This window comes from Nocardioides panzhihuensis (assembly GCF_013408335.1).
Lineage (GTDB): Bacteria > Actinomycetota > Actinomycetes > Propionibacteriales > Nocardioidaceae > Nocardioides > Nocardioides panzhihuensis.
The window spans coordinates 2801050-2816653 of record NZ_JACBZR010000001.1 but is presented as its reverse complement, the minus strand read 5'-3'; the positions used below and the strand labels follow the sequence as shown (position 1 = coordinate 2816653).

At 68.9% G+C, this 15604-nt stretch carries 13 protein-coding genes; 11 read left to right on the top strand and 2 right to left on the bottom strand.

The window, feature by feature from the left end; genetic code table 11:
- Positions 1 to 12: 12 nt before the first annotated feature.
- On the bottom strand, positions 13 to 1596 hold the full coding sequence (locus BJ988_RS13390) for a leucyl aminopeptidase (protein ID WP_179658446.1): 1584 nt from the start codon (positions 1594 to 1596) through the stop codon (positions 13 to 15).
- Between the two features lie 132 nt (positions 1597 to 1728).
- Here BJ988_RS13390 and gcvT point away from each other — a divergent pair, with 132 nt between their 5' ends.
- From gcvT to BJ988_RS13345, 9 genes are all read left to right on the top strand, one after another.
- The gene (gene gcvT, locus BJ988_RS13385) at positions 1729 to 2871 is read left to right on the top strand and encodes a glycine cleavage system aminomethyltransferase GcvT (RefSeq protein WP_246321475.1); all 1143 of its coding nucleotides are present in this window, start codon (positions 1729 to 1731) and stop codon (positions 2869 to 2871) included.
- An 82-nt stretch (positions 2872 to 2953) separates the two neighbouring features.
- Positions 2954 to 3211, top strand: coding sequence for a hypothetical protein (locus BJ988_RS13380; RefSeq protein ID WP_179658445.1), 258 nt, complete (start codon positions 2954 to 2956; stop codon positions 3209 to 3211).
- 81 nt (positions 3212 to 3292) lie between these two features.
- Complete coding sequence (locus BJ988_RS13375; protein WP_343051600.1) at positions 3293 to 4282, top strand: DUF559 domain-containing protein; 990 nt, start codon at positions 3293 to 3295, stop codon at positions 4280 to 4282.
- A 128-nt stretch (positions 4283 to 4410) separates the two neighbouring features.
- On the top strand, positions 4411 to 5253 hold the full coding sequence (locus tag BJ988_RS13370; RefSeq protein ID WP_179658444.1) for a PhzF family phenazine biosynthesis isomerase: 843 nt from the start codon (positions 4411 to 4413) through the stop codon (positions 5251 to 5253).
- 14 nt (positions 5254 to 5267) lie between these two features.
- Entirely contained in the window at positions 5268 to 6062 is a 795-nt protein-coding gene (locus BJ988_RS13365; RefSeq protein ID WP_179658443.1) for a thymidylate synthase, read from the top strand.
- A gap of 22 nt (positions 6063 to 6084) precedes the next feature.
- The gene (locus tag BJ988_RS13360; protein ID WP_179661488.1) at positions 6085 to 6573 is read left to right on the top strand and encodes a dihydrofolate reductase; all 489 of its coding nucleotides are present in this window, start codon (positions 6085 to 6087) and stop codon (positions 6571 to 6573) included.
- Positions 6574 to 6663: 90 nt separating this feature from the next.
- The gene (locus BJ988_RS13355; protein ID WP_179658442.1) at positions 6664 to 7602 is read left to right on the top strand and encodes an LLM class F420-dependent oxidoreductase; all 939 of its coding nucleotides are present in this window, start codon (positions 6664 to 6666) and stop codon (positions 7600 to 7602) included.
- Positions 7603 to 7618: 16 nt separating this feature from the next.
- Complete coding sequence (gene dapA / locus BJ988_RS13350; protein WP_179658441.1) at positions 7619 to 8506, top strand: 4-hydroxy-tetrahydrodipicolinate synthase; 888 nt, start codon at positions 7619 to 7621, stop codon at positions 8504 to 8506.
- A gap of 11 nt (positions 8507 to 8517) precedes the next feature.
- Positions 8518 to 10203 carry a ribonuclease J gene (locus BJ988_RS13345; protein ID WP_246321474.1) on the top strand — a complete coding sequence of 562 codons (1686 nt, stop codon included), beginning with the start codon at positions 8518 to 8520 and terminating at the stop codon, positions 10201 to 10203.
- On the opposite strand, the gene BJ988_RS13340 is transcribed toward BJ988_RS13345, so the two are convergent.
- Positions 10190 to 10849, bottom strand: coding sequence for a lysoplasmalogenase family protein (locus BJ988_RS13340; protein ID WP_179658439.1), 660 nt, complete (start codon positions 10847 to 10849; stop codon positions 10190 to 10192). The genes BJ988_RS13345 and BJ988_RS13340 overlap by 14 nt on opposite strands.
- 76 nt (positions 10850 to 10925) lie before the next feature.
- On the opposite strand from BJ988_RS13340, the gene BJ988_RS13335 reads away from it, so the two are divergent.
- Entirely contained in the window at positions 10926 to 13595 is a 2670-nt protein-coding gene (locus tag BJ988_RS13335; RefSeq protein WP_179658438.1) for a DNA translocase FtsK, read from the top strand.
- Positions 13592 to 15562, top strand: a complete 1971-nt coding sequence (locus BJ988_RS31355; RefSeq protein ID WP_179658437.1) for a helix-turn-helix domain-containing protein — start codon at positions 13592 to 13594, stop codon at positions 15560 to 15562. Before BJ988_RS13335 ends, BJ988_RS31355 begins: the two co-directional genes overlap by 4 nt.
- Positions 15563 to 15604: the final 42 nt, after the last annotated feature.

Below are 15604 nucleotides of genomic sequence, written 5' to 3'. Positions count from 1 at the left end.
TCAACCGGACCACTACTGAGCGGTAGCCATCTCGCGTACGTAGTCCACCAGTGTCGCCACCGCCACACCCGTGCCTCCCGGAGTGAGATGGCCCGACGCGCCGCCGCTGTTGAAGGATGGTCCGGCGATGTCGAGGTGGGCCCACGGCAGGCCGTCGGTGAACTCGCGCAGGAACGCGGCGGCGTACAGCCCGCCACCCCAGCGGATCCAGTCGTGCTGGTTGAGATCGGCCACCTTGGAGGAACGGATCCGCTCGTCCATCCATTCCGGGATGGGCATCGGCCACATCTGCTCGTCGGCCACGTCGGCGGCAGCGAGGACGCGGTCGACGATCTCCGTCGAGCCGAGCACGCCGCTGACCCGGTCACCGAGCGCCATCACCATGTGGCCGGTGAGCGTGGCTACGTCGATGATCGCGTCCGGCGAGACCTCGGTCGCTCGCACCAGGGCGTCGGCGAGGATCATCCGTCCCTCGGCGTCCATGTTGGAGACCTCGACGGTCTTGCCGCCGTAATGGGTGACCACGTCGCCGGGACGGTAGGACGAGCCGGAGACCATGTTCTCCGCCATCGGGATGAACGCGGAGATCTTCACCGGCAGCCCGAGGCGGGCGATCGCGAAGGTCGCCTGGGCGACGGCAGCGGCCCCGGCCATGTCCGACTTCATCGTGGACATCGAGTTGCCCGGCTTGATGGTCAGGCCGCCGGAGTCGAAGGTGATGCCCTTGCCGACCAGCGCGATGTGGCCGCGGGCGTCGTCGGGGGAGTAGGTCAGCTCGACCAGGCGTGGCATCGCCGCCGACCCCATGCCGACGGCGAGGATGCCGCCACAGCCGAGATCGGCCAGCTGCTTCTCGTCGTAGACGGTCGTCTCCACGCCCTCGACCAGGCCGGCCACGTGGACGACGGCGTCGGCGAACGCCGGGGGAGTCAGATCGGCGGGCGGGACGTTGACCCATTCGCGGGTGCCGGCGATCGCCTGAGCGACGATCTGCGCCTCCTCGAAGGCGGTGACCGCGTCGCTACGCCGCGCGATCGCGCTCAGGATCGCGACGTCGCTCGGACCGTTGCCCTCCTGCTTCGACCCGGCCTTGTCCGACTTGCCCGCGGTCGACTTGCCCCCGCTCGACTTGGCTGAGCCCGACTTGTAGGAGGTGTAGGTGTAGCTGCCGAGGAGATAGCCCTCCGTGACGGCACGGACCAGCTCGGGGGTGTCGGCCGGAAGAGCCACGGCGACGGAGGTCGCGTTGGGCACCGAACGGGCGGCGGCGCCGGCGGCGCGGCGTACGGCATCGGCCGAGTGGCTCCCGTCCGAAAGCCCGGAAGTCGAGCGGGGCCCGAGCCCGACCAGCACCAGGAGCTGGGCGCCGATCTCGTCGCCCGCGGGCAGGCGAGTGACCTCGCCGGCCTTGCCGCTGACGCCGAGAGTGGCGAGCAGCCCCTGCCACCGGCGACCGTAGGCGGCCTTGACGTCCTCCGCGCCCGCGACCACCTCGACACCCTTCGCGCCCTGGCCGATACCGACGACCACCGCCTCGGCCCGGGTCTTGGCAGGAGATGCGGTACGGAGCGTGTAGGTGATGTCAGGCAGGGTCACGCATTGCAGTGTAGGAGACCGGCTGACGATCGCGGTGCGCAGCGGGCGGGATCCTCAGCAGTCTCCGATGTGGGCACGCCGGGAGGGGGGCGCGGACCGGGTTGTGTCGCTGAGGTGCGATAAGTTCGCAGTATGGCTGAAGAGACCTCCATGGGGGGCGGGTCGGAGCTGCTCCAGTCCCCTCTGCACAAAAACCACGTCGAGCTCGGCGCGAAGTTCGGTGAGTTCGGCGGCTGGTCGATGCCGCTGGAGTACGCCGGCGTCGTCAAGGAGCACACCGCGGTCCGTGAGACGGTCGGGGTGTTCGACGTCAGCCACCTGGGCAAGGTCATGATCAGCGGGCCGGGTACGGCCGAGTTCGTCAACGCCTCGTTCACCAACGACCTCAACCGGATCAAGCCCGGCAAGGCGCAGTACACGCTGTGCTGCGACGAGGAGACCGGCGGCATCGTCGACGACCTGATCGCCTACTACCGCGACGACGAGCACGTCCTGATCGTTCCCAACGCGGCCAACACCCCGGAGGTCGTGCGCCGGCTCGAGGCCGCCGCGCCCGAGGGGATCAACCTCGCCGACCACCACCGCGACTACGCGGTGCTCGCCGTGCAGGGGCCGAAGTCCGACGAGCTGCTGGAGGCGGTCGGCCTGCGGGCCGGTCACGAGTACATGTCCTTCGTGGAGGCCGCCGCTTCCGACGTGCTCGGTGACGAGATCGGCGTCGTCGTGTGCCGGTCGGGTTACTCGGGCGAGCGTGGCTATGAGCTGATCGTCGCCAACGAGGCCGCTGGCGCACTCTGGGACGCGCTGCTCTCCCGCGGCGAGGAGCTCGGGGCGGTGCCGTGCGGCCTCGGCTCCCGCGACACCCTGCGTACGGAGATGGGCTACCCGCTCCACGGCCAGGACATCGCCCTGGACGTCACTCCCAACGAGGCCGGCCTCGGCTGGGCGGTCGGCTGGAAGAAGGATGCGTTCTGGGGCCGCGACAAGCTCGTCGCCGAGAAGGAGGCGGGCCCGAAGCGTGCCCTGCGCGGCATCGTCGCGGTGGGCCGGGGCATCCCACGCCCACACATGACCGCGTCCCTGACCGCCGACGTGCCGGTCGGCGAGGTCACCTCCGGCACCTTCTCGCCCACGTTGAAGAAGGGCATCGGACTGGTGCTCGTCTCGACCACCGTCAACCCGGAGGCAGAGATCGGCATCGACGTCCGCGGCCGCCGCGAGATCTTCCAGCTCACCAAGCCGCCCTTCGTCCCTTCGCACGTGCGGGAGAGCTGATGAGCGAGCGCCAGCGAGCGACCATTCAGTCCTTCATTTCGCAGCGTCCGTATTCTGGCGCTTGCGTGACGGAGGTGGCGGCATGAGCATCCCTGACGTGCCGTCCGTGTTCAAGCAGCCCACCGCCGCCGAGCGACCCTGGTGGTGGCAGCTCGTCGACGCCTCGGGTGCCGAGGTCTCGATCGAGGGAGAGCTCGCCGGCCAGCGCTTCGCCAACCAGAGCGACGCCGAGTCGTGGGTGGGCGAGGTCTGGCAGGAGCTCCTCGACGCGGGTGTGGCCGCGGTGGTGCTGTTCGAGCACGACCGCCAGGTCTACGGCCCGATGAAGCTCTCCGCCTGAGGCACATCGAAGGAATCTCAGGCTGAACGACGCCTGTGGATAACTTCTGCAGCTTTTTCGGGATTGTCCGATGCTGTCGGCGTGAACTCATCACCATCTTCCGATGCGGCCCCGGCCGTTGACCTGGAGCTTGACGAGGCACCGTTCGACCCGTCCCGCCCGTTCACCCGAAAGCGGGCGCTGGCATCGGGCATCACCCCGAACCGGCTACGCGGGCCGGGCTTCGTACGTCTGCACACCGGTGTCTACGTGGCGGCAGACGTCGAGCTGACGCCGCTGATTCGCGCCGAGGCGGCGCTGACGACCTACGCTGACACCGCGTTCGCCAGCCATGCGACAGCTGCCCGGATTGCGGGGCTTCCGCTGCCGGCGCTGCCCGGCGAGCATGTCACCGTGATGGCCCAGAAGGACCGGCACCGGATCACAGGGGTCGTCTGCCACTGCGCACCAAAAGGGCAGGTCAAGACCGTGGGCGGTGTCCGGGTCTCGATGATCGAGCAGAACTTCGTCGAGCTCGCCACGCTGCTCTCGTTGGTCGATCTCGTCGTGGTCGGTGACTATCTGCTGCGGAAGAACCCCAACGGGCTCGCCCGCCTCCAGCGGTACTGCGCCAAAGCCGCGGGCCCCGGAGCCGCGGCAGCTCGTCGCGCGCTGGCCTACGTGCGTACCGGCGTCGACTCGCCGATGGAGACCCGCTTGCGAATGTTGATCGTCCTCGCCGGACTCCCCGAGCCGATGGTCAATCAGCTGGTGGGAGAGGAGAGCGAGCTCGACTTCCGTAAGTACGACATGTGCTGGCCGTCGATCAAGCTGATCGTCGAGTACGACGGCCGCCAGCACGTTGAACGCGAGGAACAGTGGGAGTCGGACATCGGTCGCCGGGAGAAGATCGACGACGACGGCTGGCGCATCCTCGTCTTCATCGCCAAGGACATCTACAACACGCCGGGCAGAACTCTGGATCGAATCCATCGCCAACTGGTGGCGAGGCGTCTTCGCGGCGTACCGGCACAGCTGTCTCCTCAATGGCAGCTCCACTTCCCGGGCCGCCCTGATTCCCGGCCGAATTGATCACGAGTTCGCCCCTCAAGGGTCACCGTGGTGGTCTTGGAGGCGTCGGACGGCACCAGTCCGCCCCTCAAGGGTCGAGATCGTGGTGGTGCGCTCAGCATCGAGGCGCGCCCCAGTAGCCTCGGCCCGTGAGCAGGTACGAGTTCCGCCAGGTCGACGTCTTCACCAACGAGCCGCTGCTGGGCAACCCGGTGGCCGTCGTGCACGGGGCCGATGGCCTCACCGACGAGCAGATGGCTGCCTTCGCTCGGTGGACCAACCTCTCCGAGACCACATTCCTGCTGACGCCCACGGACCCGGCCGCGGACTACCGGCTGCGGATCTTCACGGTCAGCGGTGAGCTGCCCTTCGCGGGCCACCCGACGCTCGGGTCGGCGCACGCCTGGCTGGAGGCGGGTGGGAAGCCCAAGGGGGCGAGCCTGGTGCAGGAATGCGGCGTCGGGCTGGTCGAGCTTCGCCGCGACGAGCGGATCGCCTTCGCGGCGCCCGAGCTGATCCGGGGCGGCGAGGTCGACGAGGAGACCCTGGTGGCCATCGCGAAGGGGCTGCGGATCGCGCGGGACGACATCCAAGGCGCGCAGTGGTGCGACAACGGTCCGGGGTGGGTCGGGGTGATGCTGGCCGACGCGGATGCCGTGCTCGCCGTGACGCCCGACCATGCCGCTCTGGGGGACCACAAGGTCGGTCTCGTCGGACGCTACCCCGAGGGCAGCGAGTGCGCGGTCGAGGTCCGGGCCTTCTTCCCGGCAGATGGTGTCGCCTTCGAGGACCCGGTCACCGGCTCGCTCAACGCCGCACTGGGACAGTGGCTGGCGGGGTCACAGCTTCCGGAGGCGTACGTCGCCTCTCAGGGGACCATGCTGAAGCGGAGGGGACGCGTGCACGTGGTCTCGACAGGCTCGACCACCGGGAGGTCGGTGTGGGTGGGCGGAGACACACTGACCACCATCCGCGGGACGCTCGAGCTCTGACCTAGGCTGGGGCCGTGCAGCCCTACCTCGATCTGTTGACCCGCATCCTCGACGAGGGTGTGGAGAAGTCCGACCGCACCGGGACGGGCACGCTCAGCGTCTTCGGTCACCAGACTCGCTACGACCTGGCCGAGGGCTTTCCCCTGCTGACCACGAAGAAGGTCCACACGCGGTCGGTCTTCGGTGAGCTGCTGTGGTTCCTGCGCGGCGACACCAACGTGCGTTGGCTCCAGGAGCGCGGCATCACCATCTGGGACGAGTGGGCCGACGAGAACGGCGATCTGGGCCCGGTCTACGGCTATCAGTGGCGCTCCTGGCCCACACCCGACGGCCGTCACGTCGACCAGATCGCCCGGATCATCGACCAGATCAAGCAGGACCCGGACAGCCGCCGCCACGTCATCTCCGCCTGGAACCCGGCCGACATCGACGACATGGCGCTGCCGCCGTGCCACACGCTGTGCCAGTTCTACGTCGCCGACGGCAAGCTGAGCCTGCAGCTCTACCAGCGCTCCGCGGACGTGTTCCTGGGGGTGCCGTTCAACATCGCCTCCTACGCCCTGCTTACCCACATGGTCGCCCACGTGACCGGCCTCGAGCCGGGCGAGTTCGTGCACACCCTCGGCGACGCCCACCTCTACAGCAACCACCTGGACCAGGCCCGTCTCCAGCTCACCCGCGAGCCGCGGCCGCTGCCGAGGCTTCGGCTCAACCCGGAGGTCAAGGACATCGACGCCTTCGAGCTCGAGGACATCACGGTGGAGGGCTACGACCCGCACCCCGTCATCAAGGCTCCCATTGCCGTCTGAGGCCGGTTCCGGGCGCATCGTCATGGTGGCTGCGGTGGCGGAGAACGGCGTCATCGGCAACGGCCCGGACATCCCGTGGAAGATCCCCGGCGAACAGGCCGAGTTCAAGGCGATCACGATGGGCCACACCCTCGTCATGGGGCGCACGACCTTCGAGTCGATCGGCCGTCCGCTGCCCGGTCGCACGACCGTCGTCCTGACCCGAGACGAGAGCTGGGCCCACGACGGAGTCCTGGTCGCCCACGACATCGACTCCGCCCTCGCCCTGGCCGCGGGGGAGCAGGGCGACACGGTCGTCGCCGGGGGAGCGCAGGTCTACGAGGCAGCTCTCCCGTACGCCACCGAGCAGGTCATCACCCGCGTCCACCTCGAACCGGTCGGCGACGTCGTCTACCCGCCCTTCGACGCGACCGAGTGGGTCGAGACGAAGCACGAGCCCCACGCGGCGTACGACCGTGTCTTCCTCAGCCGCGTCGAGGCCGCCGAGACCCCTAGGGGTGAGCGCCGCTGACGACGTCCGGGGCGGGATCGCCGGAAGTTCCACGGCTCGACACCGGTCCCTCGCGCGCGATCTCTTTGCCTAACGTCTAGGGTGAGCGGCATGGAGCTGCGCATCTTCACCGAGCCTCAGCAGGGGGCTTCCTACGCCGACATCCTGGCCGTCGCACAGAAGGCCGAGGAGCTCGGGTTCGGGGCGTTCTTCCGCTCCGACCACTACCTGAAGATGGGATCGGTGGACGGGCTGCCCGGGCCGAGCGACGCGTGGACGACGCTCGCCGGCCTGGCCCGCGACACGAGCACCATCCGCCTCGGCACGCTGGTCACCTCCGCGACCTTCCGCCTCCCGGGCGTCCTGGCCATCCAGGCCGCCAACGTGGACGACATGTCCGACGGTCGGGTCGAGCTCGGCCTGGGGGCGGGCTGGTTCGAGGAGGAGCACGAGGCGTACGGCATCCCGTTCCCCGCCCTGGGGGAGAGGTTCGACAGGCTCGAGGAGCAGCTCGAGATCATCACCGGGCTGTGGGCGACCGAGCCGGGGGCGACCTTCGACTTCGAGGGCAAGCACTACACCATCAAGAACAGCCCGGGCCTGCCGAAGCCGGTCCAGACCCGCGGCCACGCCGGCTCGATCCCGGTGATCGTGGGCGGCGGCGGCAAGAAGCGTACGCCGACGCTGGCCGCCGCCTTCGCCGACGAGTTCAACGCCGCCTTCGTCTCCGTCGCGGACTCTCAGGCGCTCTTCGAGAACGTCGGACGCTTTCTCGAGGCGGCCGGACGCGACGACTCGATCATCTACTCGGCGGCCCAGGTGCTCTGCGTCGGTCGCGACGAGGACGAGATCGCCCGTCGTGCGCAGGCGATCGGCCGCGAGCCCGCCGAGCTGCGTGAGAACGGCCTCGCCGGGACTCCGGACGAGGTGGTCGCCAAGATCAAGCGCTTCGAGGACGCCGGCGCCAGCCGGATCTACCTCCAGGTGCTCGACCTGAGCGATCTCGACCATCTCGGACTCGTAGCCGACGAGGTCCTTCCGCGCGTCTGACGATAGTCTGTATGTCATGACTGATGCTCCGTTCGGCACCGTGCTCTCCGCACTCGTCACGATCTTCAACGACGATGGCTCGGTCGACCTGGAGCAGACCCAGAAAGTCGCCAAGCACCTGGTCGAGCACGGACACGATGGCATCGTCGTCTCCGGCACCACCGGCGAGTCGCCGACCACCACGCCGGCCGAGGACGGCGAGATCCTGGCGGCGGTCAAGGACGCTGTCGGCGACCGTGCCAAGATCGTGGCCGGCATCGGCACCAACGACACCCGCACCACGGTCGAGCTCGCCAAGCAGGCAGCCAAGGTCGGCGCCGACGGCCTGCTGCTGGTGACGCCCTACTACAACAAGCCAGGCGAGCGCGGCATCCGCGAGCACTTCCGCACCGTCGTCTCCGCCACCGACACCCCGGTCATCCTCTACGACGTCCCCGGCCGCACCGGGTCCCCGATCACCCTCGACACCTACCGTGAGGCGATCAGCTGGGACACGGTCGTCGCGGTCAAGGAGGCCGCGGGCGACTTCCCGCGCGGCGCCCGGCTGCTCGACCTCGGCTACAACATCTACTCCGGCGACGATGCGCTCACCCTCGCCTGGCTGGCGCACGGCGCCGTCGGTGTGATCAGCGTCGCCGCCCACGTGCTCGGTGACCAGACCCGGACGATGGTCGACGCCTTCGCGGCGAGCGACATCGAGACCGCCCGCAAGACTTATGCGCGGATGCTCCCCGCGATCGACGCCATCATGGGCGTCCCGAACTACGGAGCCACCACTGCCAAGGCCGCACTCGAGCTGACCGGCGTCATCGACAACCGTCACGTACGAGGGCCCCTGGTGGCGCTCGACGACGACGAGGTCGAAGCGCTGCGAGCCGGGTTGGAGGCCTCTGGCCTTCTTTAGAAGGAATGCCTTTGTCTCACCCACACCCGGAGCTGACCGAACCTGGCAAGCTCCCCAAGGGCGGCCTGCGAGTCACCCCTCTCGGCGGCCTCGGCGAAATCGGCCGCAACATGACCGTCTTCGAGTACGACGGCCGACTGCTCATCGTCGACTGCGGCGTGCTCTTCCCTGAAGAGCACCAGCCGGGCGTCGACCTGATCCTGCCCGACTTCGGCCCGATCCGTGACCGGCTCGGGGACATCGAGGCGCTGGTCCTGACCCATGGTCACGAGGACCACATCGGGGCAACGCCATATCTCCTCAGGGAGCGGCAGAACATCCCACTGGTCGGCTCCGAGCTGACTCTTGCCCTGCTGGGCTCCAAGCTGCGCGAGCACCGCCTGCGCGAGACCGTCCAGCACAAGGTACGCGAGGGCGACACGATCTCCTTCGGGCCGTTCGAGCTCGAGTTCGTGGCGGTCAACCACTCCATCCCGGACGCGTTCGCGGTCGCGATCCGCACCCCGGCGGGCCTCGTCCTGCACACCGGTGACTTCAAGATGGACCAGCTCCCGCTGGACGGCCGGATCACCGACCTGCGGGCGTTCGCGCGCCTGGGGGAGGAAGGCGTCGATCTCTTCCTGGTCGACTCCACCAACGCCGAGATGCCCGGCTTCACGACCGGGGAGAAGAAGATCGCGCCCGCGATCGAGCAGGTCTTCCGGGAGTCGGACCAGCGCATCATCGTGGCCTGCTTCGCCTCACACGTGCACCGCGTCCAGCAGGTCCTCGACAGTGCGGTCGCGCATGGCCGCAAGGTGGCGTACGTCGGTCGTTCGATGGTCCGCAACATGCAGATCGCCTCCGACCTGGGCTATCTGCACGTGCCCGACAACGTCATCGTCGATGCCAAGGAGCTCGCCGACCTGCCGCCGGAGAAGGTCGTCATGGTCTCGACCGGCTCGCAGGGCGAGCCGATGTCGGCGCTGTCGCGGATCGCCAACGGCACCCACAACTTCGTGCACATCGAGCCGGGCGACACCGTCCTGCTGGCCAGCAGCCTGATCCCGGGCAACGAGAACTCGATCTACCGGGTGATCAACGGGCTCGCCCGCCTGGGCGCCAACGTGGTCCACAAGGGCAACGCGCTGGTGCACGTCTCCGGCCACGCGAGCGCCGGGGAGCTGCTCTACTGCTACAACATCGTCCGCCCACGCAACGTGATGCCTGTCCACGGCGAGGTGCGCCACCTGCTCGCCAACGGTGACCTGGCCCGCCAGACCGGGGTCGAGAGCGTCGTCTACGCCGAGGACGGCGTGGTCGTCGACCTCATCGACGGCAAGGCCGAGATCGCGGGCAAGGTCGAGTGCGGGTACGTCTTCGTCGACGGCACCACCGTCGGTGACGTCACCGAGTCCGAGCTCAAGGACCGCCGGATCCTCAGCGAGGAGGGCTTCGTCTCGATCGTCATCGTGGTCGACTCTGTCAAGGGCGTCGTCGCCAGTGGCCCGGAGATCCACGCCCGCGGCCACGTGTGGCCCGACAACGCCTTCGAGCCGGTCAAGCAGCCGATCATCAAGGCGGTCAACCGTGCCATCTCCGAGGGCGCGACCGACACCTACCAGCTGCAGCAGGCCATCCGGCGTACGTTCGGACGCTGGGTCTCCAGCACCCATCGCCGTCGCCCGATGATCGTCCCGGTCGTCATCGAGGCATAGCGAGCAGCACGCCAGCCGTGATCAGCGCCTGGCCGACGTGATAGGTCACCATGACCGCCACGTTGGCCAGGCGAGGCGTCTCGTTGCCGTGCTCGGCCAGATTGAGCCCGATCAGGGTGTCGCTGACCACGAAGACCAGCGCACCGGCGGCGATCCACACGCTCCCGGTCAGCCAGCCGAGCACCAGCATGGTGGCGATGACCAGGGAGTACACGGCCAGCGCCGCCATCATCGGCCGACCGCCCATCAGGCGCGCGCCACGCAGGACCCGGCCCATCGGGATCGCGAGCACCAACGCGACCGCGACGCCCGCCCAGGACCACCCGGGTGCGTCCAGGCCGAGGGCGAGGAAGGCTGCGGCGTATGCCAGATGGCCGACGAAGAAGAGCGCCACGCCGCCGAGGAAGCGCCGGGTCGAGGAGCCGATCAACGAGATGTCACCGAGCATCCCGAAGAAGAGCGCGACGAGGAGCCACCGGGCCGCCGTCTCGCCGTCGTCGAGGAGCACCACCAACACCATCAGCCCCACCATCACCAGCGGCTTGGTGAGATAGTGGAGCCTTCGCCGTCCGGACCACACGCACGTCCAGTCCGTCACGGCGTCGGCGACGGTCAGGAGTGCGACCAGGACCGCGATGCTCTGCATGTCGGCAAACTACACCGATGCAACACACCCCCATGGGGTCCCGGAGCCAGACCACCTGGTCAAATACCCTGTTTGTATGGCGACCCGTACGTCTTCCCCGCCGGGTTCGCGGAGCTCGTCCACAGCCAAGAGCACCCGTCCCCGGAGTACGACCACGACAAAGCGAGCAACGGCCACGAGCCGGGCCCGCTCAAAGGCAGCGCCTCAAAAAGGACAGACCAAGCGCCGTCCCGCAGCAAAGACAGCCAACCGGAAGACGAACCGTACGCCACCGCGTGCCGTACGCAACGGGCCGAGCCCGATCGCAGTCCTCTTCGACGCCATCTTCTCGACCATCGCCAGCCTGTGGCTGGCGATCGCCGGGGGAGTGGCGGCCCTCTTCCGAGTCGGTGGCCAGGCCGCCAGCGACCTCGAGCCGGAGCACCGGCGTGATGGTGCCGGCCTGTTCCTGATCGGCCTCTCCGTCCTCGTCGCCGCCGGCGTCTGGTTCCAGCTCGGTGGGCAGTTCTTCGATGTCGTCCGCATCGCCGTGGCCGGCGTCGTCGGCAAGGTCGGCTGGCTGGTGCCGGTCGGCCTCGTCGTCGCCGGTGTCCGGCTGATGCGCGACCCGGTCGACGCCGCCCCGGTCGGGCGGATCGTGATCGGCTGGTCGGCGTTCCTGATGGCCACGCTCGGCATCATCCAGATCGCCAACGGCAACCCGCAGCCCACCTCCGGCGACAGCAGCGAGCTGCAGTGGGCCGGGGGCGCGATCGGCTACGTCGTGGCCAGCCTGCTGCTCGACGTCCTGCGCTCGACGGCTGTGGTCGTCGTACTCCTCTCGTTGCTCGTCGTCTTCGGCATCCTGGTCATCACCGGGACGCCGCTCTACCAGGTGCCGAGCCGGCTGGTGGACCTGCGCAACCGTGCGCTCGGCCTGACGCCGGTCGAGGAGCCGGGCGAGAGCGGCACCAACATGCGCCGGGTGCGCAAGGGCGGGAAGCTCTTCGCCGACGACGACACCTTCGACCCCGAGGGCTTCGAGCCCTACGAGACGCCGCTCCTCGAGGAGGAGAAGCCGAAGAAGAAGCGCAAGAAGGACGGGCTCGACATCGCGCTCGCGCTCGACGAGGACTCCGACGCCGACACCCAGCCGAACGAGGCCGCCCCGAGCGACGCCGCAGGTCTCCTGCCCGCCGTCGGCGAGACCGCGCCGCGGGCCGGCAAGAAGCGCGAGCTGGAGCCGCCGCCCCACACCGAGCTGCCGCAGCGTGTCGAGCAGCTGATGCTCGCCGGAGACGTCGCCTACACGCTCCCGGCCAGCGACCTGCTCAAGCCCGGCTCGCCGCACAAGGCCCGTTCCAAGGCCTCCGACGACATCGTCAGCCGGCTCCAGTCGGTGCTGGAGGAGTTCAACATCGACGCCGCGGTCACCGGCTACACCCGGGGCCCGACGGTCACCCGCTACATCGTCGAGCTCGGTGCCGGTGTGAAGGTCGAGAAGATCACCGGCATCCAGAAGAACATCGCCTACGCGGTGGCCTCCGCGGACGTGCGCATCCTCTCGCCGATCCCCGGCAAGTCGGCCGTCGGTGTGGAGATCCCCAACATCGACAAGGAGATCGTCACCCTCGGGGACGTGTTGCGCTCCAACGCGGCGCGCAACGACCACCACCCGATGATCACCGGTGTCGGCAAGGACGTCGAGGGCGGCTTCGTGGTCGCCAACCTCGCCAAGATGCCCCACCTGCTGGTCGCGGGTGCCACCGGCTCGGGTAAGTCGTCCTTCATCAACTCGATGATCACCTCGGTGCTGATGCGTGCCACCCCCGACGAGGTGCGGATGATCATGGTCGACCCCAAGCGGGTCGAGCTCAACTCCTACGAGGGCGTGCCGCACCTGATCACGCCGATCATCACCAACCCGAAGAAGGCCGCCGAGGCACTGGCCTGGGTCGTACGCGAGATGGACATGCGCTACGACGACCTGGCCAACTTCGGCTTCCGCCACGTCGACGACTTCAACAAGGCCGTACGGGCCGGGAAGGTGCAGCTGCCGCCCGACTCCGAGCGGGTCCTGTCTCCCTACCCGTATCTGCTGGTCATCGTCGACGAGCTCGCCGACCTGATGATGGTCGCCCCGCGCGACGTCGAGGACGCCGTCGTCCGCATCACCCAGCTCGCCCGTGCAGCCGGCATCCACCTGGTGCTGGCCACACAGCGGCCCTCCGTGGACGTGGTGACCGGTCTGATCAAGGCCAACGTGCCCTCGCGGCTGGCCTTCGCGACCTCGTCGCTGGCAGACTCGCGCGTCATTCTCGACCAGCCGGGCGCCGAGAAGCTGGTCGGCCAGGGTGACGGGCTGTTCCTGCCGATGGGCTCCTCCAAGCCGATCCGTGTGCAGGGCTCCTGGGTCTCCGAGGCCGAGGTCAACGCAGTCGTGAAGTCGGTGAAGGGGCAGCTTGAGCCGTCCTACCGCGACGATGTCACCGCCCCTGCCGAGACCAAGCGGGTGCTGGAAGACGACATCGGCGACGACATCGACCTGGTCGTGCAGGCGATCGAGCTGATCGTCTCCACCCAGTTCGGGTCGACCTCGATGCTGCAGCGCAAGCTCCGCGTCGGGTTCGCCAAGGCCGGCCGTCTCATGGACATCCTCGAGTCGCGCGGGGTGGTCGGTGCCTCCGAGGGCTCCAAAGCACGCGACGTACTCGTCAAGCCTGACGAGATCGACAGCGTGATCGCAACGATCCAGGGGGAGATGTGAGCGAGAATTCACCGGCGGCCGAGACCGTCGACCCTGCTGAAGCAGTCGAGACAACCGAGACAACCGAGACAACCGAGCCGGCCGAACCAACCGAGGCAGCCGAGACGGCTCCGAGCGGCGAGGCTCCTGACGCCGATGTCGACACTGATGTCGACGTCGATGTCGTCGAGGTACGCCGCAACGGCCGCCTCGCACTGGTCGTGGCGCTCGCCTCCCTCCTGGTCGGCCTGGCCTTCGTGCTGCGCGGCGGCATCGAGGGCTATCTGGTCGGCCTGATCCTGCTTGCCGTCGCGGCGGTGCAGGGCTGGACGGCATGGGACTCCCGGATGCCGCTGCTGCTCGTGGACGAGCAGGGCGTTCGCCTCCGCTTCGGCCAGACCTGGCAGGGAATCCCGTGGTCGAAGATCGAGGCCGTCGAGCACACCCCGCGTCCCGAGGGGATCGAGCGGTTCTGGAAGGACGGTCGCATCGGCGTGCTGCTGCACGACGAGGACGAGGTGCTCGATGAGCTCTCCGCGACCGCCCGGCGCCAGGCGATGCTGACCCAGCGTCTCTACGGCCTGCCGTTCTCGCTCCCGCTCGGCCTCTCCACTCGTGTCCTCGGTGCCGGCGACGACGTCACCGAGGCCATCGCGATCGTGGCCGCCGACGGTGTCGAGGTCGTCGAGATCGACCCCGCGCTCGAGGCGACGGGACCGGAGTCGGATACCGACGAGACCGCCGTAGAGGCCGGTCGCGAGGCCGATGACGAGCTGGTCGTGGACGACGGCGACACCGCGGTCCGGCCGCCCCTCTCCGCGCAGGCCGGCGACACCAACCCCCGGCTGCTCCGGGTCTTGGACGAGCCTGATATCAATGCCGCGGACGTGGTGGACGAGGCGGGACAGGATCAGGTGGATCGGGACACACAGGACGAGACGACGCCGAAGACCGACCCCGAGCCCGAGGTGAAGTCCGAGGCGGCGGTGCCGCTGCGTGAGCCCTCGACCGCGGTCCGGGTGGACGTCCGCTACGTGCCGCCGGAGCCGCAGGAGGCGGTCGCCGTCCACGGCGCGAACGCGTTCCAGTCGAACCCTTCGCAGTCCCGTGCCGATGTCGACGCAGACGTCGAGGACGAGGCGTTCGCGGTCGATCTTCACGACGATGACTCCGAGCTCGAGGGCGTACGTCCGCTCGCCGAGCCCGACGAGCAGGTCGAAGGGCTCTCCATCGACGGCGTGGACGACCAGCCCACCGAGCAGATGTCGAACCAGGTCCCCGAGATCGGTGCCGAGATCGCCGCGGCCCGCCGCCGGCTCGCACTGGACATCGACGGCCTGGCTGAGTGGACCCGGATCCGGCCCCACGTGATCGAGGCGATCGAGGTCGACGACTTCGGCCCCTGCGGCGGCGACTTCTACGCCCGTGGCCACCTTCGCACGCTGGCGCGTGTCCTCGGGATCGAGGTGGCGCCGCTGCTGCGCACCTACGACGAGAAGCACGCTTCCGGCCCGGTGAGCGCGCGCGCCGTCTTCGAGGCCGAGCTCGCCCACAGCGCCGCGATCCGCCCGTCCCGGCGGATGCGGGGCGGTCCGTCCTGGTCGGTTCTCGTCGCGGCGGTGATGGCGGTCATCCTGGTCTGGTCGGTCGCCCGTCTGGTCGTGGACGGCACCCAGGGCCAGCCCGAGGCCGGGGCGATCCAGCTCGACGGCTCAGCCGGCACTGACAGCCCCTACGGCAAGTCCTCGCCCGTTCCGGTGACCATCTCCGCCGCCGGCGGCGGCGCCCACGTGGTCGTGCGCGACTCGCGCGGCAAGGTCGTCTTCAGCGGAGACCTCGCCTTCGGTGAGTCCAAGGAGCTCCAGGTCACCCCGCCGCTTCGGGTCCAGACCTCCGACGGTTCTCTCAAGGTCGCCATCGGCGACGGCAAGGCCAACGAGCTCGGCAAGACCGGCGAAGCGGCCCAGCGGACCTACACGGCCGGCTAGCACGCTCCCCGCCCCTGGAGTGCCGAGTCGGCGCGTCCTGAC

Bases quoted from the DNA above. Each gene is read 5' to 3' on its own strand.
- gcvT (WP_246321475.1), top strand. From the start codon at position 1,729: ATGGCTGAAGAGACCTCCATGGGGGGCGGGTCGGAGCTGCTCCAGTCC.
- BJ988_RS13380 (WP_179658445.1), top strand. From the start codon at position 2,954: ATGAGCATCCCTGACGTGCCGTCCGTGTTCAAGCAGCCCACCGCCGCC.
- BJ988_RS13360 (WP_179661488.1), top strand. From the start codon at position 6,085: ATGGTGGCTGCGGTGGCGGAGAACGGCGTCATCGGCAACGGCCCGGAC.
- BJ988_RS13355 (WP_179658442.1), top strand. From the start codon at position 6,664: ATGGAGCTGCGCATCTTCACCGAGCCTCAGCAGGGGGCTTCCTACGCC.
- dapA (WP_179658441.1), top strand. From the start codon at position 7,619: ATGACTGATGCTCCGTTCGGCACCGTGCTCTCCGCACTCGTCACGATC.
- BJ988_RS13340 (WP_179658439.1), bottom strand. From the start codon at position 10,849: ATGCAGAGCATCGCGGTCCTGGTCGCACTCCTGACCGTCGCCGACGCC.
- BJ988_RS13335 (WP_179658438.1), top strand. From the start codon at position 10,926: ATGGCGACCCGTACGTCTTCCCCGCCGGGTTCGCGGAGCTCGTCCACA.